Below are 24,285 nucleotides of genomic sequence, written 5' to 3' on the forward strand. Positions count from 1 at the left end.
TGATAGAATGGCAAAGAAATTCACTTTAGGAAAGGGATTAAGCGCGCTTATACCGGAAGAATCAGATAATAATACACAGGAAAACAGTAGTTTTCTTATTTCTATAAACAAAATTAAAAGCGATGAAGACCAACCAAGAAAGTTATTTGACTCAGAAAAAATAGCTGAATTAGCAGAATCAATTAAAACTCATGGTGTTATTCAACCTTTAATTTTACGAGAGCTTACGAAGGATAAATACATTATAGTTGCAGGGGAACGGAGATGGAGAGCAGCTAAGATGGTTGGACTAAAAGAAGTACCAGCAATAATAATGGAATTAAGTGATAAAGATATATTAGAAATTTCATTAATAGAGAATATTCAACGACAAGACTTAAATCCAATAGAAGAAGCTTTAGCATATAGAAAATTATTAAATGATTTTAAAATTACACAAGAAGAATTGAGTAAAAGAATAGGAAAATCAAGAGTAGCTATTACTAATACAATGAGATTGACAAATCTTGATGAACGTGTTCAACAATACATAATTGAGAGTATTATTACAGAAGGACATGGAAGAGTGCTTCTTTCAATAAGCAATAAACAAAAGCAGTATGAAATGGCTCAACAAGTAATCGACGAAAAGTTATCTGTAAGGGAATTAGAAAGATTAATAAAGAAAATCAATGATGATACTGAGAGAGAAAAAAATAATGAAAATATAGGTGAAGTGAATCCGTATTATAAAGAAGTTAAGAATCAGCTTCAGAACTATTTTGGAACAAAAGTTAATATTTTAAATAAGAAAAATAAAGGGAAAATAGAAATCGAGTATTATTCAGAAGAAGATCTTCAAAGAATACTAGACATTATTAATATGTAATGTTTCACGTGAAACAATTATGAAAGGAATGACAGAAAATTGGATATGCTAATTGGTGCAATGAATGATGTAATACCATATTTATTAATTGGAATGATAATAATAATTATATTATTATTTATAATGGTGGTAGTCTTATTTAAAGCAGTTGGAAAAGTAGAAAGTAGATATAGAAAATTAATGAAAGGTACTACCAATAATAATCTAGAAGAAATGCTACTGGAAAGATTGGACAGCATTGAAGATGCTAAGGAAAGGTCTGATAAGGCACTAGAAGAATGCAAGAAGTTAGAAGTCAAGATGAAAGATTGTATTCAAAAAGTAGCAATTATGAGATATAAGGCATTTGAGAATGTTGGGAGTGACTTAAGTTTTTCAATTGCAATGCTAGATGATAGAAATGATGGAGTTATCTTAACTGGTATATATGGAAGACAGGAAAGTACAACTTATGCAAAACCAATTGATAAAGGAATATCAAGATATGATCTTTCAGAGGAAGAATTATATGTTTTGAATGAAGCATCAAATAAGGATAATAAATAATAATTTTTATTTTACTTACTCAGAGCACCAAATAGTTTTTGGTGCTCTCTTTTATGTGGGTGTATCCAGCATGGCCACGCGCTAATCGATGAAAGTCCGTAATGACGGTTGTGATAGTGACAACAATTAGCTTGAAATAAGGATGTCCATTGCGAGATCGACTCTGAAGGAAGTCGACGACAAGGCCTTGGCATGAGGTACATGAATCGCATTTGAAGCTTAATTCTATAGGTAAACTTGCAACACTGAGTAAAGCCAAATAACTATCCAAAACAGAAAGAATAAATGCGGAAGATGAATGAGGTGAAAGTGCATGTTCTTACCAGAGGAAGTCTGATAGACAATTATCCAAAGAATTAAGCCTCTAAGATACAACCTATATGGTGATATATAGCTGAACTAGCAGAAGTCATAGCAATTCTATGGTTTTGCCAAACAGAGAAAGCGTAAATGATGATGCATTTGATACTTGTAAATTACTTGAAGAATTTCTTGAAAGAAATAATATGTTCCTGGAACTTAAAACAGTAATTAGCAATAGAGGTAGTATCGGCGTTGATGTAATGAAGACCGATGAACTTAGTGAGCATATCAAGAAACACTGAGAGACCATTAATGCTAGATTATTAGAAAGTTAATATAATCCGTTACGTGTAAGAAGAAAAGAAATATACAAACCCAATGGCTAAGTTAGACTTTTAGAAATACCGACTGTACAAGATAGATTGATTCAACAAGCAATTGCTCAAGAGCTTTAACGAATCTATGGACCATTGTTCTCCAATAATGGCGTTGGAGTTCGACATCGGAGATGAGCAAAAGATGTTATAGCAAAATCAAAGCAATATATAAACGAAGGAAACAGATAGGCTATAGGTATGGATTTAGAAAAGTTCTTTGATAAAGTTAATCAGGGTACTTTTATGAGCAAATTTGAAAAGAGATTTAAGGATAAAAGATTACTGATACTGAGTAGACGGCCACTTGAAAAGCGATATTAATCAATGGTTGACAGAATCAAGTGAAGAAGGAACTCTAAAAGGAGGAATGCTAAGTCCATTGTTTAGATGAAATAGATAAGGAACTTGAAGACGTGTTAACAAATTTTTCGGATTATATGTAAAAAGTTAAAAGAGCAGTAGATTTAATATTTAAACGAAAGTTTCTAGGTTTTTTATTCTACTTTTTGAAAAGTTGAGTAGAAATAAGGATTAATAAAAGAATATAGAGTTATTTAAAGAATAGATTAAAAGAAGACTATAACAAAACAAGAAATCTATTTTAACAAGAAATCAACAAATATAAAGTTTGGTAATATGCAAATACAAGAAAAGGCTACTTGAGAACTCCAGCAGTCCGATTTTGGGTAAATATATAAATAATAAATACTTAGAATTTACTAGTCTACTGCACAAATATTAAATGATACATTACATTCTATAGAGACCTAAGTATAATGTATTTAACTTATAAATGGCATTATCTTTAGGTCTTTTTATTTAGAAAAATACTGAACAATATATAATGACTAGACCACAGGGTACGCACGGTGGTGTGAGATGTCTGAAAACAAAATAATTATTTTCCTTCTACCCGAGTATTCTCTAGAAGATTATGTGGTTAGACATCCTGTAGATAACTAGTAAAATATAGGTATTATGAATTAAGGGGAAAACAGTGTTAAAAGATACATTAAAGGATAATTATAATGATTTCAAGGATAAGTATTTGTATAAGTCACTAAAAGATATGAGAAAGCATATTGATGAAGCGGCAAGTAAGGATTAAGGTGCAGCAGTGATATTAAGCATGGATTTTAGAATACGATTGTAAAATATATGAGAAGGTGCAAGGAGTCTATTTATATATAAAAGTAAATTTTATAATAGATTTGATAGGCTATATACCATGAAATGAGCTTAAGAATAAAGGAAAGATACGCTAACGACAGTGTGTTTATGCTTGTAGAGTAGCTAAGAGACTATTCTTGATCCAAGAGAGAGAATTGTTAAATGAACTACAAGGTAGAGTAAATCATGTGATTAAGGATTTGTATAATAAAAAGAAGGACTCTAATTATGAAGTGAGAGTAATTATATTAATTCATACTTTTGGCATAGATTTAAAATGGAATCCACATGTACATTCATTGGTAACCAAAGGTGAAAATGATAAAATAACAAAATGACGGAAGCAAGTTTAGTATATCCTATATTCATATTAAAAGAAACATGGTAAAAAGTTTTAATAGAAATAATGAAAAGTACTTTAATTCTCATAAGATATTAGTAAGTTATCTATGTAAAAATGCAATAAAGGTTTTTACATGAATGCAAAGAAAAATTAGGGGGGATAGAATGATTCTATACCAAAATACTTTATAAAGGTATTTATTAATGAAAGAAAATAGGATTGTTTCACGTGAAACAATCTCTATTAAAAAATAAAGCATCAATTGTATTATACGGATATATTATATAAATTTAAAATGAACAGGGGATTATAGGAGTGAATTATTTAAAGAGGAGAAGAATTAAAAGTAATTAGATTGAATATTTACAGAAGTACTAGGCTTATCTAAGCTTTTTAAGATAAAATAGTAAATGCCTCTGGAAATTGAATCTGCGAGATTCATAACAGTATATAATCTGGTATTTTGTAAAACTAGGAAATCAAAGCCTCCAGATACATTTACGATGCCAGTTATACTCATTTCACCGACGGCAGGAAGTTTCTTATTTAGAGCCAAACCGGGAAAGAGAGGTTTTTTCTGTATAAAAATCTTACCTATATTATTTATAGATCCCAAACAAGAATCGATGGCTATGATATATGGATTCTTAAAGTTAAAACTTATTTCATTTAATTTACTAATTATATTTTTTGCATGTATTGGATCTTCGAGAGTTCCAAAGATATGTATATTATTTTTAGAAAAATATCTTAATTTATGCCCAACTAATGGACCTAATGAATCACCGGTAGATCTATCACTTCCAATACAGATAAAAATAATTGGTCTCTCTTCATTAATTATAGGTTGTAATTCAGTCAATAAATAATTCTTAATTTTGGTATAAGAAGCTAATGAAGATGCGTTTACAGAAAAAGCTTGACACATAATAAAACCTCCTTTTACTAGATTTATTCCCAATAAAAAAAGGTTTTATTCAGTGTTTGCAAATAATAATAAATGAATATACACTAAAATTAATAATCTTATGTAATAAGTAAAACATTACAGGAAGTATATATATTAAGATTATTATAAAGAACACTAATAATATTTATTGATATATACTTTTGGATATTTTATTAAGAACCATAAGAGTATAATCAACTTCCTCTTTAGTTGTAAAATAACTAATACTTAACCTAACGGTTCCAGTTGGATAGGTACCTATAGTCTTGTGCGCTAATGGAGCACAATGCAAACCAGATCTAGTCTTAATCCCTTCACATTCCAGATAATATCCTAATTCAGAAGGATCTAAGGAATTAATATTTATAGAAACACATGAACTTAACATTTTACCAGATAAGTCACCATAAACAGTCATTCCTTTAGTATTTAATAAACCTTCTAACATATGATTCATTAAATAATTATTATGCTCATAAATTGTATTTAATCCTACTGAGTTTATGTATTTAATAGCTTCTGATAATCCAACTATGCCTGGAAGATTATGAGTTCCAGATTCAAATTTATCAGGTAGAAAGTCAGGTTGCGATAAAGAATATGAAAGACTTCCAGTGCCACCATGTATTAAGCTTGAACAAGAGTCATTAAATTTAGAGTCTAATATAAAACCACCAATTCCTTGTGGACCTAATAAGCTTTTATGACCTGTAAAAGCTATTGCATTAGCTCTGATATTTTTCATGTTAATATCTAGAACACCAGCACCCTGAGAAGAGTCAACAATGAAAAAAATGTTGTTTTCATCACATATTTTACCGATGCTTGATAAATCCTGAACTGAACCTGTAACATTAGATACCTGAGTCATTACAACTAACTTTGTTTTGCTAGTAATTTTATCTTTTAAATCACTGGCTTTGATAAAACCTTCAGAATTTGCATTTATTATATCTAAGTGAATTTTAAGACTTTCCTTGCAAAAGAATAATGGTCTAATAACGGAATTGTGCTCCATCGAAGAAGTTATTACATGATCTCCGGGCTTTAAAATTCCCTTAATTAATACATTTAAAGATGTAGTAACATTATTTGTGAAAATAACATTGCTTGGAGAATCATAGCCAAAAAAATTGCAAATCACTTCTCTTGCATCATAGAGATATCTATTGCTTTGGATAGAGTTGCTATAATTTCCCCGACCAGCATTACCGCCTATATTAAGCATATAGTTACACATAGCATTAATAACTTGCTTTGGTTTAGGAAAAGTTGTTGATGAGTTATCTAAGTAAACTTCCATATTAAGTATTCACCTCTAAAAAAATAATTTATAAAAGCCCCAAATAATAAATATTATACCCAAAGCAAAGAGGAAGTAGTCCAATATTTTTGTTGTGCCATTGACCAAATCAGGCTTAAATTTCTTAAAACCTTTACTTACTAAAATGTTAAGAAAGCAAAACCAAGTTATACTTCCAATTATCATTGATGAGATTGAAAATATAAAATATATTCTTCCATGATGTCTCCAAACATTGAATATGGTTCCACTTAATGCAATCCATAATGATGGAGTAGTTGGATTGAGAAAGGTTATCAGGAATCCAGTTAGAAACCCATTTGATGAAGTCCTATAAATTGGCTTTTCCAAGTTAAATCCTACCTTTTTATGTGCAAATGATATTTTATTAGATAAAATTAAAACAATACCAGATACTATCCAAAATAGACTATGAAACTTAGGGTTTCTGGTAAGTATTGTAAAAAGGCCTAAGTTTATAATTACTATATATGTTATATCTGCGGAAACAGCACCAAGCGACACCTTAAATCCTTCTCGAAAGCCTTTTGATATCGAACGACTAACAGACTCAAGACCTGAAGGACCTAAGGGTATAGAGGCAACAAAACCTGTAAAAAAACCAATTAATATAGCTTTTAATATGTTAAATACTGAAAACATTATATTCTCCTTTTTATTGCATTTCTATATAATTATAAAATAAAAAGATATTTATTTCACTAAATTTATGAAGTTTTTATCTGAATGTATTCTTAACCTTTATAAAATGAGAAAAATATATATAATATTAATATAAGTTATAATAAAGATAGTACAGGTGGTGTAAATATGAATTATTATATAATAGTATTCAAAAATACATATGATGCAATGTCAGCAGAAAAAAGATTAAAAGAATTAGACTTAGTGTTTAGAATAATGCCAACACCTACATCCATAACAATGAGTTGTGGCATATGTGTGAGGGTTGATAAAAAGGTAGATATAGAGAAGGTAATAAATAGCGATTTAATAGAATACAAAAATATATACTATAGAAATGATGGAGGATATATCTTAATTAGTAAATAGGAAGGGGGATTATAATTGTATGGTAATTACTTAATAGAATTAGAAGAAGATTTTCAATTTCTAAAAGAATTGAAATCAAATATTAATAGTACACTAGTAGATATAATAAGTGTTAAATCAATCGAACTAATAATAAATAAAGCATTTAAAATAGCAGTTGTAATTATTATAATGTATTTTTCTATAAAAATAGGAAAGCATTTAATAAAAAAGTTTGTTGAGAAGCAAATTGAAAGTAATGCAGTTATTTCCTTGGATTCTCAAAGAGCAAAAACTTTAGGGGAAGTTTTAAAAAGTGTTTTAAAATATGTAGTATATTTCATGGGAATAACAGCAATAATATCAATTTTATTTGGTGGTATGTCTTTTACATTCGCAAGTATAGGGGGTATCGCAGTTGGTCTTGGTGCACAAAGCCTAATAAAGGATTTAATCAATGGATTTTTTATTTTATTTGAAAATCAATTTGGAGTAGGGGATCATGTAACTATAGGCAGTTTTAATGGAATTGTTAAAAGTATAGGAATTAGGGCTACTGTGATTAAAGATTTTACAGGTGACATACATTCAATTCCAAATGGATCAATAGGTGGAGTTACAAATCATTCACGTAATGATATTAGGTTTGTGGTAGATATAGATATATCGCCACAGGAAAATATTAAAAAGGTAATTGATATTATAAGAAGTGCTTGTGATGAGTTTAAGTGCAAAAACGAAGAATACATAGGTGAATCTTTAGAAATAACGGGGGTCATAGCACTTGAAGTATCAAAGGTTACAATAAGAGTAGTAGGTAATGCAAAGCCATTAATGCAATGGAAAATGGAAAGAGAGCTTAGAATGATAATAAAGTTAGCTTTAGATAAAAACAGAATAAATATATCTATGACTGAGAAGCAATTAGACAATGAAAATATAGAGAAGGGGGAGGAATAATGGTAGAAAACTTTAATCTTGGAGATGTGGTTGAAATGAAAAAGCAACATCCATGTGGATCAAATCAGTTTGAAATAATAAGGGTAGGTGCTGATATAAAGATAAAATGTACTGGCTGCGCTAGAATAGTAATGATTCCAAGAGGAAAATTTAAAAAGGAAGCAAAAAAAATAGTAATTGCTGCAGAAAGTTAGCAAAATAACTTGATTCTTTCTTTTTTAAATGGTATAATCATTAATTGTAATCCCTGCTATGCAAAGCATAGCCGTTAGTCCGAGGGGAGGAGGTGAAATTGATGAGAAAGTACGAAACTATATTTATATTAAACCCATCATTCGATGAAGAAACTGTAAAAGCTAACATCGAAAAGTTTAAGGGTGTTATAGAAAATGGTGGAGGAACAGTAGAAAATGTTGATTTCTGGGGTAAGAGAAAGCTTGCTTACGAAATCTCAAAAGTTAGTGAAGGTTATTATACTTTAGTTAACTTTACTGCTAACCCTGAATTACCAAGAGAATTAGATAGAATATTCAGAATCACTGATGGTGTTATAAGACATATTATTGTTAATGAACAAGTATAAGGTGGCGTTGTAAATGAATAAAGTAGTTCTAATCGGAAGATTAACGAAAGATCCAGAACTAAGATTTACTCCAGGAAGTGGAGCAGCAGTAACAACCTTAACATTAGCAGTTGATAAATATAATACAAAGACTGGCCAAAGAGAAGCTGATTTTGTTCCTGTAGTAGTATGGGGCAAACAAGCTGAAAGTACTGCTAATTACATGAGTAAAGGTAGCCAAGTGGCTATTAGTGGTAGAATCCAAACCAGAAGCTATGATGCGAAAGACGGAACTAAGAGATATGTTACTGAAGTTGTAGCAGATCAATTTGGTGGAGTTGAATTCTTAGGAAGCAAAGGAAGCAATTCATCAGGAAATAGTTTTAGTAATAGCAATGAATATTCAGCACCAGCGAATGATGCGTTCAATGGTGGATTTGAAGAGGATATAACTCCAGTAGATGACGGAGATATGCCTTTCTAAAATTTAAGTAAGGAGGGAATATAATGAGCAGAGAAGAAGGTAACAACGGTAGAAGACCTGGCGGTAAAATGAGAAGATCTAGAAAAAAAGTTTGTGCTTTTTGCGTAGATAAAGCTGAATTTATCGACTATAAAGATATAAATAAGCTTAGAAAATATGTTACAGAAAGAGGAAAGATTCTTCCAAGAAGAATTTCTGGAACTTGTGCTAAGCATCAAAGAGAATTAACATCTTCAATTAAGAGAGCAAGAAACATAGCATTATTACCATTTACAACAGAATAAATGGTAATAATAATATTCCCCCTGAGAAATCAGGGGGTTTTTAATATAAAAAAATATTAATATTAGATAAATTTCTCAAGTTTATGGAAATATATAGTAAATTGACTATAAATTCTTGCAATACTCATAAAAAAAATTTAAAATAAGAATACAAGGGTTTTAAGAGAGGTGATAGACTATGAGAAAAGATAATTTTAATATAATGACGAACATTAAAATTATAGAAGATTTAAAGGCACAACTTCTTTGTATAATAGGAGAGTTTTTCAGGCTATTAACAAAGGGCAACAATGTAGCCCGCGATTCTATTTTAGATTGTATCTCAGGAGCTATAATTATACTATATATTCTAGGTGATAAGTTAGGATATTCATTTGTAGATATAGACCATACTATAAAATCAAAATTAGATTTAGGGGTAAGAGCAGAGGATCAAGTTGAAAAAGAAGGCAAAAGCTTAAGTAAATTAAAAGGTTATATTAGTAACAGAAGAGATTAAATATTCTTAGGAGGCTTTTTATGAATTGGATAACTATGCTTAAACGTTTGCTTAAGCCCGGATTACTAATTACAATTTTAATAGTATTATTTGCATATAATTATACAGGTGCAGGTATTATTGTCCTAGTAATCTACTTAATAGATGATTTCCACCATTTAAATTATTACTTGGAAAAGGAAAATGATTTTAACCAATTTATAAAAAGTATAAATAAAGGTATATCAGAGAATGCATTAAAGTCAATATATCCATTAGTATTGATAAAAGAAGATGGGGAAATAGTTTGGTACAATAATTTATTTAACACTTTAAAATCAGATGAAGAAGATAATGAAAAAAATATTTTAAGTATAACAAGGGGAATAAATCTAGATGATTTTTTAAAGAGTGAAAATAACTTGCATCAAAGGTTAAATATACAAAATAAGTTATACGATGTATATGCCACTTTGATTGAAACTAAAAATAAAAAAAGTTTATACTTATTATCATTTAATGACATTACAAAGCTCATAGATTATGAAACAACTCAAGAAAGTGTAATATTAATAGAGGTGGATAATTTTACAGAAGTATTAGATAAAACCGATGATAATAATAGGCCGCTTTTAGTGGCTGAAATTGAAAGAACAATAAACGCATATGCCAATAATCTAAAAGCAATGATTAAAAGATATGATACCAATAAATATGTATTGTCAGTTCAAGATAAGTATATTGAAGATGAAATAAAGCATAAGTTTAATATAATGGAAGTAATATCAAAAATAGATAAGGGAAATTCAATTGAAATTACTTTAAGTATGGGTGTTGGCAAAGGAGGAATGTCCCCTCTTGAAAATTATAATAATGCAAATATAGCTAAAGAGTTAGCGTTAGGTAGAGGCGGAGACCAAGTTGTTGTTAAAACTAATGATGATATAAAGTTTTTTGGTGGAAATACAAAGGAAATAGAAAAAAGAACTAAAGTTAAAGCGAGAGTTATAGCGAGAGCTCTGAGTGAATTAATTCGCGAGAGCAGCAAGGTCTATATTATAGGGCACAAAAACCCGGATATGGATTGCTTTGGATCTGCAGTCGGATTAACTAGTGTAGTTAAACAATTGGGTAGAGATTGTAAAATTATACTAAATAATGATATTACTGCAATTGGATACTTTTTGAATAAATTAAATAAGGAGTCTAAATATGATGATTTATTCATATCTGTGGAAGAGGCAAAAAGTGACTTAGATGGTCAAACATTAGTTATCATTGTGGATGTTCATAATAAGAGTTATGTTGCTGATTTGTCACTAGTAGATAAAGCCCAAAGAAAAGTTATAATAGATCACCATAGGAGAAGTCCAGATATGATAGAGCATGATATACTTAATTATATAGAAGTATATGCATCATCTACATCAGAGATGGTTACAGAAATCATTCAATATATGGTTGATAAGCCAAAGTTGACGAGAACAGAAGCAGAAGGGTTGCTTGCAGGTATTTTTATGGATACAAAAGGATTTTCATTTAAAACTGGTGTTAGAACTTTTGATGCTGCATCATTTTTAAAATCATTGGGAGCAGATCCGATAGAAATAAAAAAAATGTTTACAGATGACTTAGAAGATTATCTACTTATTGCTGAAACCATAAAGTCTGCTGAAGTGAAAGAGAATACAGCTATTGCTATAACACCTAAAAATATTGATACTGTAATTATAGCAAAGGCAGCAGATGAATTGCTAAATATATCTGGAATATCTGTAAGTTTTGTTTTAGGTGAAGTAAATAGTGATATCTATATAAGTGGAAGATCAGTAGGTGATATTAATGTTCAAGTGGTGCTAGAAGCACTTGGCGGAGGAGGGCATATGAATATTGCTGGCGTAAAAATATCAAATAAGACAATTGAGCAAGTAATTATTGAATTAAAAGAAGCAATGAAAAAATACTTAAGGATAGGTGAATAAATTATGAAGGTTATTTTATTACAAGATGTTAAAAAGATAGGTAAAAAAGGTGATATTATTGAGGCTTCAGACGGATATGCAAGAAATTTTTTATTCCCAAGGAAATTAGCGCAAGAAGCTAGTACTGCAAATATGCATATTTTGAATAATAAAAAAGAAAATGAAAGAAAACAAAAATTAGCAGAACTCGAAGCAGCACAAAAGCTAGCTGAAGAATTAAAGGGAAAAGAAATAAGAATTAAAGCTAAAACAGGGGAAAGTGGGAAATTATTTGGTGCAATTACTAGCAAAGATGTTGCAGAACTAATTAGAGAACAGTATAAGATTGAAATAGATAAAAAGAAAATTGTTATGGATACAATAAAATTAGCAGGCGGATATGAAATTGATATTAAACTATATCCAGAAGTTAGTACTAAAATGAAGGTGATTATTGTTCCACAAGAATAAGGAGGATTAATTTTGAATTCATATGATGACGCAAGCTTATTGCAGGATATTATTTCAGGAACTTTATCATTAGAGTCACAAATTGAGGCTTTATTTTCTATAACCAAGAATGTACTCGACAAAGGCGCATTTAGAGCGAGAACAGTTAGATTTAAACTAGATAAATTCATTCAATCATCAAATCTTTGCGATAAAATTTTCGCGCTAAATACTATATTAGCTGAAGGTAAGGATCTAAAAACAATACCTAAAAAAGAAGAGTTACAAAAGGCTATAGATAGAACTGTTAGATTAATTTCAAATGAATTAGCAAAAAGGTATGTTCAAAATAAAATTGAATCTCAAGTTGAGCAATCTATTATGGAAAAACAGGAGAAATATATAGATGAAGTTAGGCTTTCAGTTATAAACAAGCAAAAGGGTTCCGAAAATAAAAAGACTATCAGTAAATTAAATAATTTAATAGAATTAGATAGTAGAATTACTAGTAAAAATATTATGAGCTTTTTAAGGCCAACGGATTTTAATCAAGTAGTTGGGCAAGAAAGAGCAATAAGATCATTAATATCAAAGCTTTCATCACCATATCCACAACATATAATATTATATGGACCTCCAGGAGTTGGAAAGACCACAGCAGCAAGATTAGCTTTAGATGAGGTTAAGAAGCTTTCATTTACACCTTTTGATGATAAATCTAAATTTATTGAGGTTGATGGTACTACATTAAGATGGGATCCTAGGGAAATAACAAACCCATTGCTAGGATCTGTGCACGATCCAATATATCAAGGGAGCAAAAGGGATTTGGCTGAGGTTGGGATACCAGAACCTAAACCAGGATTAGTTACACAGGCACATGGAGGCATACTATTTATAGATGAGATTGGGGAATTGGATTCGATGCTTCAAAATAAGCTTTTGAAGGTTTTAGAAGATAAAAGAGTTGAATTCTCATCATCATACTATGATCCAGATGATGAAACAATTCCTAAATATATAAAGTATCTTTTTGATAATGGAGCTCCAGCAGATTTCGTTTTAATTGGGGCAACAACTAAGAGTCCAAGTGAAATAAATCCAGCTTTAAGATCTAGATGCACAGAAGTGTATTTTGAACCGCTTTCTTCAAAGGATATTGTATTTATAGTAAAAGATGCAGCTGAAAAATTAAATGTAAGACTAGAAGATGGCGTTGCTCAAAAAATAAGTAATTATACGTTTGAGGGTAGAAAAGCTGTAAATATTCTAACAGACACATATGGATATGCATTGCATAGATCTAAACAATTTGTTGATAATTTAGAAATAAAACTATCAGATTTAGATGAGGTAATATCGGTTGGAAGATATACGCCATATGAAAGGTTAAGCAATATAAATGAAAGAGAAGTTGGGCATGTGTATGGATTAGGTGTAAGTGGATTTTTAGGATCTACAATTGAAATTGAAGCTGCGGTTTTTCCAGCAAAGAAAAAGGGTTATGGTATAGTTAGATTTAATGATACAGCAGGAAGTATGGCTAAGGATTCTGTATTTAATGCTGCTTCAGTAATTCGAAGATTAACCGACAAAGATATTAAGGATTATGATATTCATGTTAATGTAGTTGGTGGAGGAAAAATAGATGGACCTTCAGCAGGTGCGGCCATTACGATTTGTATAATAAGTTCATTATTAAATAGACCTATAAGGCAGGATATGGCTATTACAGGAGAGATATCACTTCAAGGAAAGGTTAAGCCTGTTGGCGGAATATTTGAAAAAATATACGGAGCTAGAAGAACGGGAATAAAACTTGTTTTAATTCCAAGTGATAATAAAAATGAAATTCCTTTAAATACTGATGATATAGATGTTAGGATTGTAAGATCTATAAAAGAAATTATGGATATTGCATTTATCTAATTTAATGAAATAGGTCTCCTTAAGGTGAAGGAGACTTTTTTTTGTAACTAAGAAATGATAGAATTAGAATGATGATATACAAAAGACGAAGGGGAAATTAATTGTCAATTGATAATTAGATAGGAGGAATAAAGCTTGGATGCATCAGTTATGAGGAGTTTGCCTCAAAGCATAGAAGCGGAACAATCAGTTATAGGATCTATGATTATTGATAAGAATGCTATTGCAAAAGTTCTAGAGAGCTTAGAGGAAGAGGATTTTTATAGAGATGGTCATAAAGTAATATATAAGGCTATACAAGAAATGTTTAGAAGTGATATAGCAGTAGATCTATTAACATTATTAGAATATTTGAAGAGTTCGGATATGCTTGAGAGGGCCGGAGGGGTAACATATATAACAGAAATAAGTTCTTCTGTACCAACTACTGCAAACTTAAGCGCGTATATAAAAATTGTTTCTGATAAATCTACGTTGAGAAAGCTCATTAAGTCATCAACTGCAATAATAGAAGAAAGTTATAATAATCAAAGTAATGTAGAAGATGTCGTAGATAGTGCTGAAAAGAAAATATTCAATATAGCTGAAAAAAGGACATCAAAGGATTTCGAGCCTTTAAGCGATGTATTAGAAAGAGGATTTGCGCAAATAGAAAAATTGTTTAACAATAAGGGAACAATTACTGGTGTGGGATCTGGATTTACTGATCTAGATGCAAAGACATCTGGATTTCAAAGTGGAGATATGATATTAATAGCAGCCAGACCTTCAATGGGTAAAACAACATTTGCACTGAATATTGTAGAACATGCAGCTCTTAGAGAAAATAAAAGCGTTGTAGTCTTTTCTCTGGAAATGTCCAAAGAGCAATTAGCATATAAACTTCTTTGTTCAGAAGCTAATGTAGATATGTTAAGCCTTAGAACTGGAACTTTAGAGGATAAGGACTGGGAAAATATAGCTATGGCTGCAGGCCCACTTTCAAAGGCAAAAATTTATATAGATGATACTGCTGGTGTCACTGTTATGGAAATGAGATCAAAATGTAGAAGACTTAAAATGGAATATGGAATAGATCTAATTGTAATAGACTATTTGCAGCTTATGTCTGGAGGAGCTGGTAGTGATAATAGACAACAAGAAGTATCTGAAATTTCCAGATCGATTAAAGCATTAGCTAAAGAAATGGAATGTCCAGTAATAGCCTTATCTCAGTTGTCGCGTGCACCTGAGCAAAGGGCAGATCATAGACCGATGTTATCTGACTTAAGAGAATCAGGATCTATAGAGCAAGATGCCGATATAGTTATGTTTTTATATAGAGATGAATACTACAATAAAGAAACTGAGGATAAAAATATCGGTGAGTGTATAATGGCTAAGCAAAGAAATGGCCCGGTTGGAACTGTTAAACTTGCTTGGCTTGGTCAATATAGTAAATTTGGTAATTTAGATTTGATTCATAAGGAATAAAATTTAAATAATTAGTAAAACTAAATTATAAAGATATAAGAAATTCATATAAATATAAGATTTCTTATATCTTTAAATAATGAGGATAATATTACTATGAATATTATCAAACAGCTTTTGGAATTATTAGCTTTAAACTACTTTTATAGTCATGGAGTAAAATATTACTTACATCAACTTTTGATAAATAAAAGATTCGTTGAAACAAAAATTCTTTTGAATTGTTATTAAACATAATTTTTAATATTAAAAAATTATTTTTATAAGATATTTCTAATATATGTTTGCTATCATAAAATGAATCTACATTTATGTAATAAAAATCTGAAGATTCTTCAAGTTCACATGTAGGAAGTTGTTCTTCAAGCTCAAGAGATAGCATGGAATTAATGAATTCTTTTGGGCTTATTAAACAATTATTATATACTAAAAAATTATCTTTCATATATATTCCTCCCTTCATATTTAATTATAGTTTGTGAGTTTTTAATACAAGCTATCCTATGATTGTGGTGGTTTATAATTAAGATATTCATATAAAATGATAAAATTTGAATAAATAACAAAAAATATTTAATGGGGGCTATGATATGAGCAAAAAAATTGGTTTTATAGGTTGCGGTAATATGGGAAGTTCGATGGTTGGAGGTCTTATTAAGTCTGGATTTATAAAAGCTGAGGATATAATGGTATCGACCAAAACTGAGTCTTCCTCAAAGAGATTAGAAGAACAGTTTCAAGTAAAAACAACTTTAGATAGTACAATTGTTGTAAGAGAATCTGATGTTATTATTTTTGCTATTAAACCTTTTATGTTTAAGCAAATGATAAACGAGATTAGATCGGAATTAACAGAAAATAAATTGATTATTACCATAGCAGCAGGAATTACAATTAATAACATGGAGGAATGGATTAATTGTAATTCTAAAGTAATTAGAACAATGCCAAATACACCTGCTCTTGTAGGTCAAGCAATGTCAGCTGTATGTCCTAATAAAAATGTTACCAAAGATGAGCTAGATTATTGTTTTAAGATTTTTGAAAGTTTTGGAGAATGTGTTCAACTAGAAGAAAAAGATTTTCACGCATTCATTGCATTATGTGGATCATCACCTGCATATGTGTTCATGTTTATAGAAGCCATGGCAGATGCAGCAGTAAAATTAGGAATACCTAGAGCGAAGGCTTATAAAATGGCATCTCAAAGCGTTTTGGGATCATCAAAGATGGTTCTAGAAACAGGAAAGCATCCAGGAGAATTAAAGGATATGGTTTGTTCACCGGCTGGTACAACTATAGATGCAGTAGTTGAGTTAGAGAAATTAGGTTTTAGAAATAGTGTTATACAGGCTATGAATAAATGTGCAGAGAAATCTAAAAGTATGTAGTAAATAAAAAGGGATGGTATAGTAAATAATTATAATCATTTACTATACCATCTCTTTTTATTTACTTTAATTTTTCAAATTATAATATATTAAAATCAAAAGATTTAAATATATTATAATAAAATTCAAGGTCTTTTTGAGTATTAAAAAAACAAGGAAATTTTAAATCATAATTGCCCCAGATAGTAATAGGTTTATAAGTAAAATAAAAAGTAACAAAAAAAGTTTCTCGTGTATTTAAACGAACTAAAAATGGTATAAGCTCTTTGTTAAGAAGTTTAAAAAATACACCAGTATGTTTATCAAAATTTAAATGGGATTTTAGTATATCTTTATCTTCATCCGGAATTAACTCAAAAAGCTTTTTTTTATCTTCATCTGAAATTTTATTTATATAAAAATCTATGTAAGCGCTACAATTATTTATTTCGAAAGTATATTCTATAAATTTGATAAACTTCTTCTCTCCATCTTCAATGTTATTAGCCATAAGGGTAAAATTTTTAAAGGAATCGAAGCCTTCCGAAATATTATTAAATCTTATACTAACTTCAGCTTTAAAAGTATCATCATCTATAGGGATTAGTAATTTATTCATATAATTCACTCCTAATATGATTAATATTAATTTTATATTAACTAACTGACTTAATATTGTCTAGGATTAGGTGTTTTTATGAAGAGTGCATATTTATCAACATAATATTTAAAAATATTTTTTGTGGATAAGATTTATAGCAATATAATGTGGATAATTATATAATATAAATTCTGTGGATAAATTTTAAAAATAATTTTGTGAATAATTTTTGTTAAAATGAATTTGTGGATAAATCTAAGCTTATTTTTCTTGTGTACATAACTAATTAGGAAAGGAAATAATAAAAACCTATAATTGAAATATAAGCTCAATTATAGGTTTTATTAATATAAATTCTTCAAGATTAAAATCTTAAAATATTAGATACTAGCAACTCCACTTCTAACTGCAGCATCTTTAACAGCTTCTGCAACTAAAGCTTGAACCTTGAGGTCAAATGCTTTTGGAATTATATTTTCAGGAGTTAATTCATCGGACGATATAGCATTTGCAATAGCATAAGCAGCGGCTACTTTCATCTCTTCATTAATTTCTGTAGCTCTTACATCTAACGCTCCTCTAAATACGCCTGGAAAGGCTAATACATTGTTTATTTGATTAGGATAATCTGAACGTCCAGTTCCCATCACTGCAATTCCAGCTTCTTTTGCATCTTCAGGAAAGATTTCAGGAGTTGGATTAGCCATGGCAAATATTATTCCATCTTTGTTCATAGTTTTAACCATATCTTTAGAAACTATGTTTGGAGCAGAAACACCAATAAACACATCTGCACCTTTTATAACATCTTTAAGTGTACCAGTTTCATTATTTGGATTAGTTATATTAGCTAGTTCTTCCATGTAAATATTATGGCTTAGATCTTTATCTCTACTTATTACGCCATCTATATCACACATTACTATGTTTTTAACCCCGGAAGAAAGTAATAACTTACATATGGCAGTTCCGGCAGAACCGGCACCATTTATAATTACTTTTATATCTTCTAGCTTTTTGCCTACTATTTTTAAGGCATTCAATAGACCCGATAAAACAACTATAGCTGTTCCGTGTTGGTCATCGTGAAATACTGGTATATTTAATTTCTCTTTCAATTTTTTTTCAACTTCGAAACATCTAGGAGCTGAAATATCTTCTAGGTTTATTCCGCCAAGAGTTGGAGCGATATTTACAACTGTATTAACAATTTCATCTACATCTTTAGTGTCTAGAACTATAGGGAATGCATCCACATTACCAAACTCCTTAAACAAAATACTCTTACCTTCCATGACAGGTAAAGAAGCAAGCGGACCAATATCTCCAAGGCCTAAAACTGCAGTACCATCGGAAATAACAGCAACCGTATTCCATTTACGAGTATATGTGTAAGCTTTTGATGGATCTTTATGTATTTCACGACAAGGCTCTGCAACACCGGGTGTATATGCAAGACTTAAGTCCTTAGCAGTTTTTACCTCGCATGTAGGTTTAATCTCATACTTGCCTCTTTTTTCTTCGTGGAAATTTAAGGCTTCTTCATAAATATTCATTAAAAACACTCCTTAATATATTAAATATATTTAATATCAGTAAAATATAAGCATAAATACAACAATATAAAACAATTATACGAATTATTTATAAAAAAAGCAAAAAAATATTCGATATACAGTTGACCGTAGAAAGGTACTTTGCTACTATTTAAAAGGAGAGATTAAAAGAATTTTATACTACTCCAAATTGATAAGTAAAATTAAAGCTAATGTAAGCTTATTTATATTAAGGGAGGCAAGATAAATGTCAGCATTTATTGTTTTAGGAGCTCAATGGGGAGATGAAGGAAAAGGAAAGATGACAGATTATTTAGCAGAAGAAGCTAATGTAGTTGTTAGATTTCAAGGTGGAAATAATGCTGGTCACACTGTAGTGGTTGGCGATAAAGAATATAAACTACACTTAATACCATCTGGGATTTTGTATGATGATAAATTAAATGTTATAGGAAACGGAGTAGTTGTAGATCCAAAGGCTCTATTTGATGAAATAGAATACTTAGAAGGTGTAGGAGTTAATGTTACACCTAAAAAGTTAGTAGTAAGTGACAGAGCTCAACTTATCATGCCATATCATAAAATATTAGATCAATTAAAAGAAAAAGCTAGAGGTAAAAATGATATAGGTACTACAGGTAAAGGAATAGGACCTTGTTATACAGATAAATTTGAAAGATGTGGAATTAGAGTTTGTGATTTAATGCATGAAGATGTTTTTGCAGAAAAATTAAAAGAAAATGTTGAAATGAAAAATGCTTATATTACAAAAGTATTAGGTGGAGAAGCATTAAATTTTGAGGAAATATTAAAAGAATATTTAGAATTTGCTAAAAAATTAAAGCCATTTGTTCAAGATACATCTGTTAGAGTTTATAATGAAATCAAATCAGATAAAACTGTTTTATTTGAAGGTGCTCAAGGAATGTTGTTAGATATTGATTATGGTACATATCCATATGTAACTTCATCTAATACAACTGCTGGAGGGGTGTCTAGTGGGGCTGGTATAGGACCTAATATGATCACTAATGCTGTGGGAATAACAAAGGCGTATACTACAAGAGTTGGTAAAGGACCATTCCCAACAGAATTACTTGATGAAACCGGAAATTGGATAAGAGAAAAAGGACATGAATATGGTGTAACTACAGGAAGATCTAGAAGATGTGGTTGGTTAGATTTAGTTATAGTTAAGACTGCAGCTAGAGTAAGTGGATTAACTTCATTAGCTGTTACAAAAATTGATACATTAGCAGGATTAGAAAAGATTAAAGTATGCGTTGGATACAAGTTTAATGATACAGTAATTGATTATTTCCCAGCGAGTTTAGAAGATTTAGCTAAATGTGAACCAATATATGAGGAATTTGATGGTTGGGATGATAGCGTAGCAGATGTTAGAAGCTATGATGAATTACCTGATAATGTTAAGAAATATTTAGCTAGAATTTCAGAGTTTACTGATACTAAGATTTCAATAGTTGGAGTTGGTCCAAAGAGAGATCAAACAATGAGAATAGATAGTATATAATCTATAGTTTAGTATTATGCTCGGGTATTGACTTTATGTTTTGTATAAAATATAATTTTATTGTAGACAATAATTATATAAAGTTATATTAAAGAAGGTGAAATTATGATAACTAAAGATATGACAATTGGCGAAGTAGTTAGTGCAGATCAATCTAAAGCTCAAGTTCTAATGAGTTTTGGAATGGGATGTGTTGGATGTCCATCAGCTCAAGCTGAAACTATAGCTGAAGCAGCAACAGTTCACGGATTAAACTTGGACGATTTATTAGAAGCATTAAATAGATAATAATATTATTTATTAGGGGATTTTCTTTTTAGAAAATCCTCTTTTATTTGCACTAATATCACAGTAATTAGAAGCATTTATTTTAAGAATTAAGACGGAAATTAATAATTATATTAACTCCTATCCGTTAAGAAATGATAAAATATACTATATTGAGATCACAGCTTTAATAAAGTCAAAAACAGTATAAAAATATACATTAAAGGGGGAGGTATATTGTTAAATTAAGAATAGTATATGATAAATAAGCTAATCTAAAAATGCTTATGAATAGGAAAACTATTTTTTATTAGCAATGAATAAATATGAGTAAAAGTTTTACAAAGAAATATGAAGTACATTATTATGAAGTAGACGCTAAATTAAGATGTAAATTATCATCTTTAGTAGATTTTATCTGTGATGTAGGTACTCAGCAATCGGAGCATTTGGGTGGTGGAATTCAATATTGCACAGAAAATGATTGTGCATGGGTTTTCTATAAATATGATATTAAGATAAATAGATATCCAATGTTTGGTGAAGCTGTAAGCATTACAACTCAGCCTATTGGTTTTAAAAAGTTTTATGGATTGAGAAAGTACTTTATAAGAGATGAGAAAAACAATATTATCGGAGAAGCTCTTGCACTATTTTTCTTGATTGATATTAAAAAAAGAAGACCAATCAGGATACAGAACGAACAGTATGATATTTATGGGGTAGATGGGGATGTAGATTATGATATAAGCATGGATAAAATAGAACGTGTTGATGAAGAGCAGTATCATAAGGAGTTCAGAATTAGGTATAGTGACATTGATTCAAACAATCATGTTAATAATGTGAAGTATATTGAATGGGCAACTGAAGCTGTTCCACTGGATGTTGTTAATAGATATAATCTTAGGAGAATTAAAGTGACATTTGAGAAAGAGACTAAATACGGGGATGTTATATCATCAATTGCAACTGTGAAGAAAGTGAATGAAAATAGTTTAAAATCATATCATACTATAAGAAATGGAGAAGGAGTTGCTGTTACATTACTAGAGGGTGAGTGGGAAAAAATAAAAGAATAATTATTAGAAATGACAGTCACAAAATTTAAATTCTTTAAAAGTTTTGTGGCTGTCATTTATTTTTAGTAAATAACTTAGATTATTTTGTTATATAATTAGCTATTAGCAGCAGATTTTGCAGCTAAATAACCAGAACTCCATGCCCATTGAAGATTAAAGCCACCACAATCACCATGAACGTCTAGGATTTCTCCACAGAAGTATAAATCTTTAACTAGCTTGGATTCCAATCTCATATTGTTTACCTCAGAGGTATTTACACCTCCTACAGTGACTTGAGCATTAGGAAAGCCGTTAGTATCTATGCAATTGAAGTCCCACATTTTAAATCTATCGATTAATTTATTAATGTGCTTCCAATCAATATTGCTACAAGGCAAGTGAATGTCTTTTATTCCAACATCTTTTAATATCGTAGGAATTAATTTTTTGTTTATTACTCCAATTAATGCAGATGATATGCCTCTGTAATTAAACATAGAAAAATGACTAGAAAAGAAATTTTCAACATCTTCTTTGCTTTCATGTGGAAACATATCAAGTCTTATAGTGACTTTTGAGCCGCTATAAAGAGCTTTAGAGGCATGAGATGATAACTGCATTATAGGAGGTCCAGAAATTCCGTAGTCTGTGAATAGAACTTCTCCAACCTCTGTGCGCGCTATTTTATCGTTAACGAGAAGAGAAACAGAGCCATCAAATTTAATCCCGGATAAAGCTTTTAAGTAAGGATAGTCTAATTTTAACTGAACAATACCAGGAAGTGTACTTACAATGCTATGACCCAAAGATTTGCATAGCTTATAACCAGAACCATCTGACCCTGTTTTGGTAGCAGATTTGCCACCACAACTCAAAATAAGTTTTTTGCAAGAAAAGTTTTTAAAGTCAGTATTGCTGCTGTTTAAAATGAAGTTACTCTTTTTGCTTATAGAATTAACTTTGCAATTTGTGTATAAAGGTATTTGTCTATCATCTATTGCCATTCTGAATATATCTATTACGGAAGAGGCTTGAAGGGACTTGGGATACATCTTACCATTTTCTAATTCAATTAGTGGCAATCCTAGAGACAAAAATGTACTTTCAACATCTTTAACAGTAAAGCTATCTAATGCTGTTTTAAAGAAAGTTTGATTTTCGCTGTGAAAACAATTAAATGGGTGATATATATTTTTATTAGTGATATTACATCTTCCGTTGCCAGTTACAAGAATTTTTTTGCCAATTCTATCATTGCCTTCAACAATTGCTACATCAACTCCAAAATCTTTAGCTATTATTGCAGCCATTAGGCCGGAGGCACCACCACCAACAATTATTAAATCGTGATAAATCATTATAACAATCACTCCTTATGTATGTTTTATTGACCGTATAAAATTAAATAATATATTTTTGATCAGAACCAAAAGAAACTGAATATTTTAAGTATATCACTAATTCATCGATTACTACTAAAATAAAGAGTTTCAAATAATATTATTCAATGTTTTATAATACGCTTTAATAAATTTTATCATAGTAATATTAAGACTAAAAGAAAGGAATACTAAAGATGAGGTGATTTTTAGTATGAAAGTAAAGGTTATTAATGAAAAATCAAGATACTTTGGAGGTATATTTAAAGTAATAAGAATGAATTTTGATAATATAATGGTTAATTATCAAGATGTAGGTGGTGCAAAGAGCTTTTCTTTTAATGATGTGGAATGTGTAAGTGAGAATGAGATAGATGAATTTTTAATTAAGAATAGAAATTTTTTAAAGATTAAATTAAAAAGAGGGATCTCAGTACTTTTTTATAATGCGTTATATGAGTCATTAGAGTTAGAAATTAAAGAAGAAATAAAAGAATTAAGTCTCTTAAGAGATAAATATAAACTACATAAAAGCAAAGTATGGGAAAAGGAAATGCTATTACTTATAAATAATAAATTTCCTTTAGAAGTTAGAGCATCAGGAAAAAATTTTAAAAAAAATGGATATAGTATAAATATTAATAAGATGGAAAGAGATAATTTTTTAGAGGTATGTTGTGGAGAAATGGAAATCATTGAAGATCAAATTAATTTAAAAAAGGGTATTTTATCTAGTCTGAAGGAAGCAATAGATTATATTCAAGAAGCCCATGAAATGTAGTTATAATGCCATTATCGTAAAAATAAATAAGATAAAAATAAAAAAAATGAAAAAATGTGTTGACAGGGAATCTAATTTTAGGTATTATAGTCTATGTGGTCAGCAGCTTGAATAACTCAAGGACATAAAGTTAAGACATTTAAGCGAAAGACAATATAGCATGGCTCCTTGGTCAAGCGGTTAAGACACCACCCTTTCACGGTGGTAACAGGGGTTCGATTCCCCTAGGAGTCACCATTT

At 29.9% G+C, this 24,285-nt stretch carries 27 protein-coding genes and 1 tRNA gene; 21 read left to right on the top strand and 7 right to left on the bottom strand.

The window, feature by feature from the left end; genetic code table 11:
• Positions 1 to 7: 7 nt before the first annotated feature.
• The 4 genes from T483_RS0116050 (at position 8) to T483_RS0116070 (ending at position 3,602) form a co-directional block, all read left to right on the top strand.
• On the top strand, positions 8 to 868 hold the full coding sequence (locus T483_RS0116050) for a ParB/RepB/Spo0J family partition protein (RefSeq protein WP_026887765.1): 861 nt from the start codon (positions 8 to 10) through the stop codon (positions 866 to 868).
• 45 nt (positions 869 to 913) lie between these two features.
• Positions 914 to 1,414, top strand: coding sequence for a DUF4446 family protein (locus tag T483_RS0116055; RefSeq protein WP_431603156.1), 501 nt, complete (start codon positions 914 to 916; stop codon positions 1,412 to 1,414).
• A 422-nt stretch (positions 1,415 to 1,836) separates the two neighbouring features.
• Positions 1,837 to 2,019, top strand: coding sequence for a hypothetical protein (locus T483_RS31105; protein ID WP_026887767.1), 183 nt, complete (start codon positions 1,837 to 1,839; stop codon positions 2,017 to 2,019).
• 1,382 nt (positions 2,020 to 3,401) lie between these two features.
• Positions 3,402 to 3,602 (top strand): transposase, encoded by a 201-nt coding sequence (locus tag T483_RS0116070; RefSeq protein WP_026887768.1) that lies wholly within the window; start codon positions 3,402 to 3,404, stop codon positions 3,600 to 3,602.
• A 345-nt stretch (positions 3,603 to 3,947) separates the two neighbouring features.
• On the opposite strand, the gene yyaC is transcribed toward T483_RS0116070, so the two are convergent.
• From yyaC to T483_RS0116085, 3 genes are all read right to left on the bottom strand, one after another.
• Positions 3,948 to 4,535 carry a spore protease YyaC gene (gene yyaC / locus T483_RS0116075; protein WP_026887769.1) on the bottom strand — a complete coding sequence of 196 codons (588 nt, stop codon included), beginning with the start codon at positions 4,533 to 4,535 and terminating at the stop codon, positions 3,948 to 3,950.
• 166 nt (positions 4,536 to 4,701) lie between these two features.
• The gene (locus T483_RS0116080; protein ID WP_026887770.1) at positions 4,702 to 5,859 is read right to left on the bottom strand and encodes an aminotransferase class V-fold PLP-dependent enzyme; all 1,158 of its coding nucleotides are present in this window, start codon (positions 5,857 to 5,859) and stop codon (positions 4,702 to 4,704) included.
• A gap of 15 nt (positions 5,860 to 5,874) precedes the next feature.
• On the bottom strand, positions 5,875 to 6,522 hold the full coding sequence (locus T483_RS0116085; protein WP_026887771.1) for a LysE family translocator: 648 nt from the start codon (positions 6,520 to 6,522) through the stop codon (positions 5,875 to 5,877).
• A gap of 168 nt (positions 6,523 to 6,690) precedes the next feature.
• Here T483_RS0116085 and T483_RS0116090 point away from each other — a divergent pair, with 168 nt between their 5' ends.
• The 11 genes from T483_RS0116090 (at position 6,691) to T483_RS0116140 (ending at position 15,493) form a co-directional block, all read left to right on the top strand.
• Positions 6,691 to 6,933 (top strand): DUF3343 domain-containing protein, encoded by a 243-nt coding sequence (locus T483_RS0116090; protein WP_026887772.1) that lies wholly within the window; start codon positions 6,691 to 6,693, stop codon positions 6,931 to 6,933.
• Positions 6,934 to 6,948: 15 nt separating this feature from the next.
• Complete coding sequence (locus T483_RS0116095; RefSeq protein ID WP_026887773.1) at positions 6,949 to 7,872, top strand: mechanosensitive ion channel family protein; 924 nt, start codon at positions 6,949 to 6,951, stop codon at positions 7,870 to 7,872.
• Positions 7,872 to 8,066, top strand: coding sequence for a DUF951 domain-containing protein (locus tag T483_RS0116100; RefSeq protein WP_026887774.1), 195 nt, complete (start codon positions 7,872 to 7,874; stop codon positions 8,064 to 8,066). Before T483_RS0116095 ends, T483_RS0116100 begins: the two co-directional genes overlap by 1 nt.
• A gap of 101 nt (positions 8,067 to 8,167) precedes the next feature.
• Entirely contained in the window at positions 8,168 to 8,455 is a 288-nt protein-coding gene (gene rpsF, locus T483_RS0116105; RefSeq protein ID WP_009167635.1) for a 30S ribosomal protein S6, read from the top strand.
• Positions 8,456 to 8,468: 13 nt separating this feature from the next.
• On the top strand, positions 8,469 to 8,918 hold the full coding sequence (locus T483_RS0116110) for a single-stranded DNA-binding protein (protein ID WP_026887775.1): 450 nt from the start codon (positions 8,469 to 8,471) through the stop codon (positions 8,916 to 8,918).
• Positions 8,919 to 8,941: 23 nt separating this feature from the next.
• A complete protein-coding gene (gene rpsR / locus T483_RS0116115) occupies positions 8,942 to 9,202 on the top strand; it encodes a 30S ribosomal protein S18 (RefSeq protein ID WP_012061233.1) in 261 nt (86 codons plus the stop codon).
• Positions 9,203 to 9,380: 178 nt separating this feature from the next.
• On the top strand, positions 9,381 to 9,701 hold the full coding sequence (locus T483_RS0116120; protein WP_026887776.1) for a MazG-like family protein: 321 nt from the start codon (positions 9,381 to 9,383) through the stop codon (positions 9,699 to 9,701).
• 20 nt (positions 9,702 to 9,721) lie between these two features.
• Positions 9,722 to 11,662: a DHH family phosphoesterase gene (locus tag T483_RS0116125; protein ID WP_026887777.1), complete on the top strand. Its 1,941-nt coding sequence runs from the start codon at positions 9,722 to 9,724 to the stop codon at positions 11,660 to 11,662.
• Positions 11,663 to 11,665: 3 nt separating this feature from the next.
• Positions 11,666 to 12,112, top strand: coding sequence for a 50S ribosomal protein L9 (gene rplI / locus T483_RS0116130; RefSeq protein ID WP_026887778.1), 447 nt, complete (start codon positions 11,666 to 11,668; stop codon positions 12,110 to 12,112).
• Between the two features lie 12 nt (positions 12,113 to 12,124).
• A complete protein-coding gene (lonC, locus tag T483_RS0116135; RefSeq protein ID WP_026887779.1) occupies positions 12,125 to 14,020 on the top strand; it encodes a Lon family ATP-dependent protease in 1,896 nt (631 codons plus the stop codon).
• A 135-nt stretch (positions 14,021 to 14,155) separates the two neighbouring features.
• Positions 14,156 to 15,493 (top strand): replicative DNA helicase, encoded by a 1,338-nt coding sequence (locus tag T483_RS0116140; RefSeq protein ID WP_026887780.1) that lies wholly within the window; start codon positions 14,156 to 14,158, stop codon positions 15,491 to 15,493.
• A 106-nt stretch (positions 15,494 to 15,599) separates the two neighbouring features.
• On the opposite strand, the gene T483_RS0116145 is transcribed toward T483_RS0116140, so the two are convergent.
• Positions 15,600 to 15,938, bottom strand: a complete 339-nt coding sequence (locus tag T483_RS0116145; protein ID WP_026887781.1) for a hypothetical protein — start codon at positions 15,936 to 15,938, stop codon at positions 15,600 to 15,602.
• 145 nt (positions 15,939 to 16,083) lie between these two features.
• On the opposite strand from T483_RS0116145, the gene proC reads away from it, so the two are divergent.
• Positions 16,084 to 16,884: a pyrroline-5-carboxylate reductase gene (proC, locus tag T483_RS0116150; RefSeq protein ID WP_026887782.1), complete on the top strand. Its 801-nt coding sequence runs from the start codon at positions 16,084 to 16,086 to the stop codon at positions 16,882 to 16,884.
• A gap of 79 nt (positions 16,885 to 16,963) precedes the next feature.
• Here the strand turns inward: proC and T483_RS0116155 are convergent, their stop codons facing one another.
• On the bottom strand, positions 16,964 to 17,482 hold the full coding sequence (locus T483_RS0116155; RefSeq protein ID WP_026887783.1) for a hypothetical protein: 519 nt from the start codon (positions 17,480 to 17,482) through the stop codon (positions 16,964 to 16,966).
• Positions 17,483 to 17,844: 362 nt separating this feature from the next.
• Complete coding sequence (locus tag T483_RS0116160; protein ID WP_026887784.1) at positions 17,845 to 19,020, bottom strand: NAD(P)-dependent malic enzyme; 1,176 nt, start codon at positions 19,018 to 19,020, stop codon at positions 17,845 to 17,847.
• A 247-nt stretch (positions 19,021 to 19,267) separates the two neighbouring features.
• On the opposite strand from T483_RS0116160, the gene T483_RS0116165 reads away from it, so the two are divergent.
• The 3 genes from T483_RS0116165 to T483_RS0116175 all read left to right on the top strand — a co-directional run bounded on the left by T483_RS0116165 (position 19,268) and on the right by T483_RS0116175 (position 21,903).
• Entirely contained in the window at positions 19,268 to 20,554 is a 1,287-nt protein-coding gene (locus T483_RS0116165) for an adenylosuccinate synthase (RefSeq protein WP_026887785.1), read from the top strand.
• Positions 20,555 to 20,659: 105 nt separating this feature from the next.
• Positions 20,660 to 20,842: a DUF1858 domain-containing protein gene (locus T483_RS0116170; RefSeq protein ID WP_012061222.1), complete on the top strand. Its 183-nt coding sequence runs from the start codon at positions 20,660 to 20,662 to the stop codon at positions 20,840 to 20,842.
• Between the two features lie 305 nt (positions 20,843 to 21,147).
• Positions 21,148 to 21,903 (top strand): acyl-[acyl-carrier-protein] thioesterase, encoded by a 756-nt coding sequence (locus T483_RS0116175; RefSeq protein WP_026887786.1) that lies wholly within the window; start codon positions 21,148 to 21,150, stop codon positions 21,901 to 21,903.
• Between the two features lie 95 nt (positions 21,904 to 21,998).
• On the opposite strand, the gene T483_RS0116180 is transcribed toward T483_RS0116175, so the two are convergent.
• A complete protein-coding gene (locus T483_RS0116180; RefSeq protein WP_026887787.1) occupies positions 21,999 to 23,243 on the bottom strand; it encodes an NAD(P)/FAD-dependent oxidoreductase in 1,245 nt (414 codons plus the stop codon).
• Between the two features lie 235 nt (positions 23,244 to 23,478).
• On the opposite strand from T483_RS0116180, the gene T483_RS0116185 reads away from it, so the two are divergent.
• The gene (locus T483_RS0116185) at positions 23,479 to 24,045 is read left to right on the top strand and encodes a hypothetical protein (protein ID WP_026887788.1); all 567 of its coding nucleotides are present in this window, start codon (positions 23,479 to 23,481) and stop codon (positions 24,043 to 24,045) included.
• A 162-nt stretch (positions 24,046 to 24,207) separates the two neighbouring features.
• Positions 24,208 to 24,282, top strand: a tRNA-Glu gene (locus tag T483_RS0116190).
• The last annotated feature ends 3 nt before the right edge of the window (positions 24,283 to 24,285 follow it).

The organism is Clostridium beijerinckii HUN142 (genome assembly GCF_000621745.1).
Classification (GTDB): domain Bacteria; phylum Bacillota; class Clostridia; order Clostridiales; family Clostridiaceae; genus Clostridium; species Clostridium beijerinckii_A.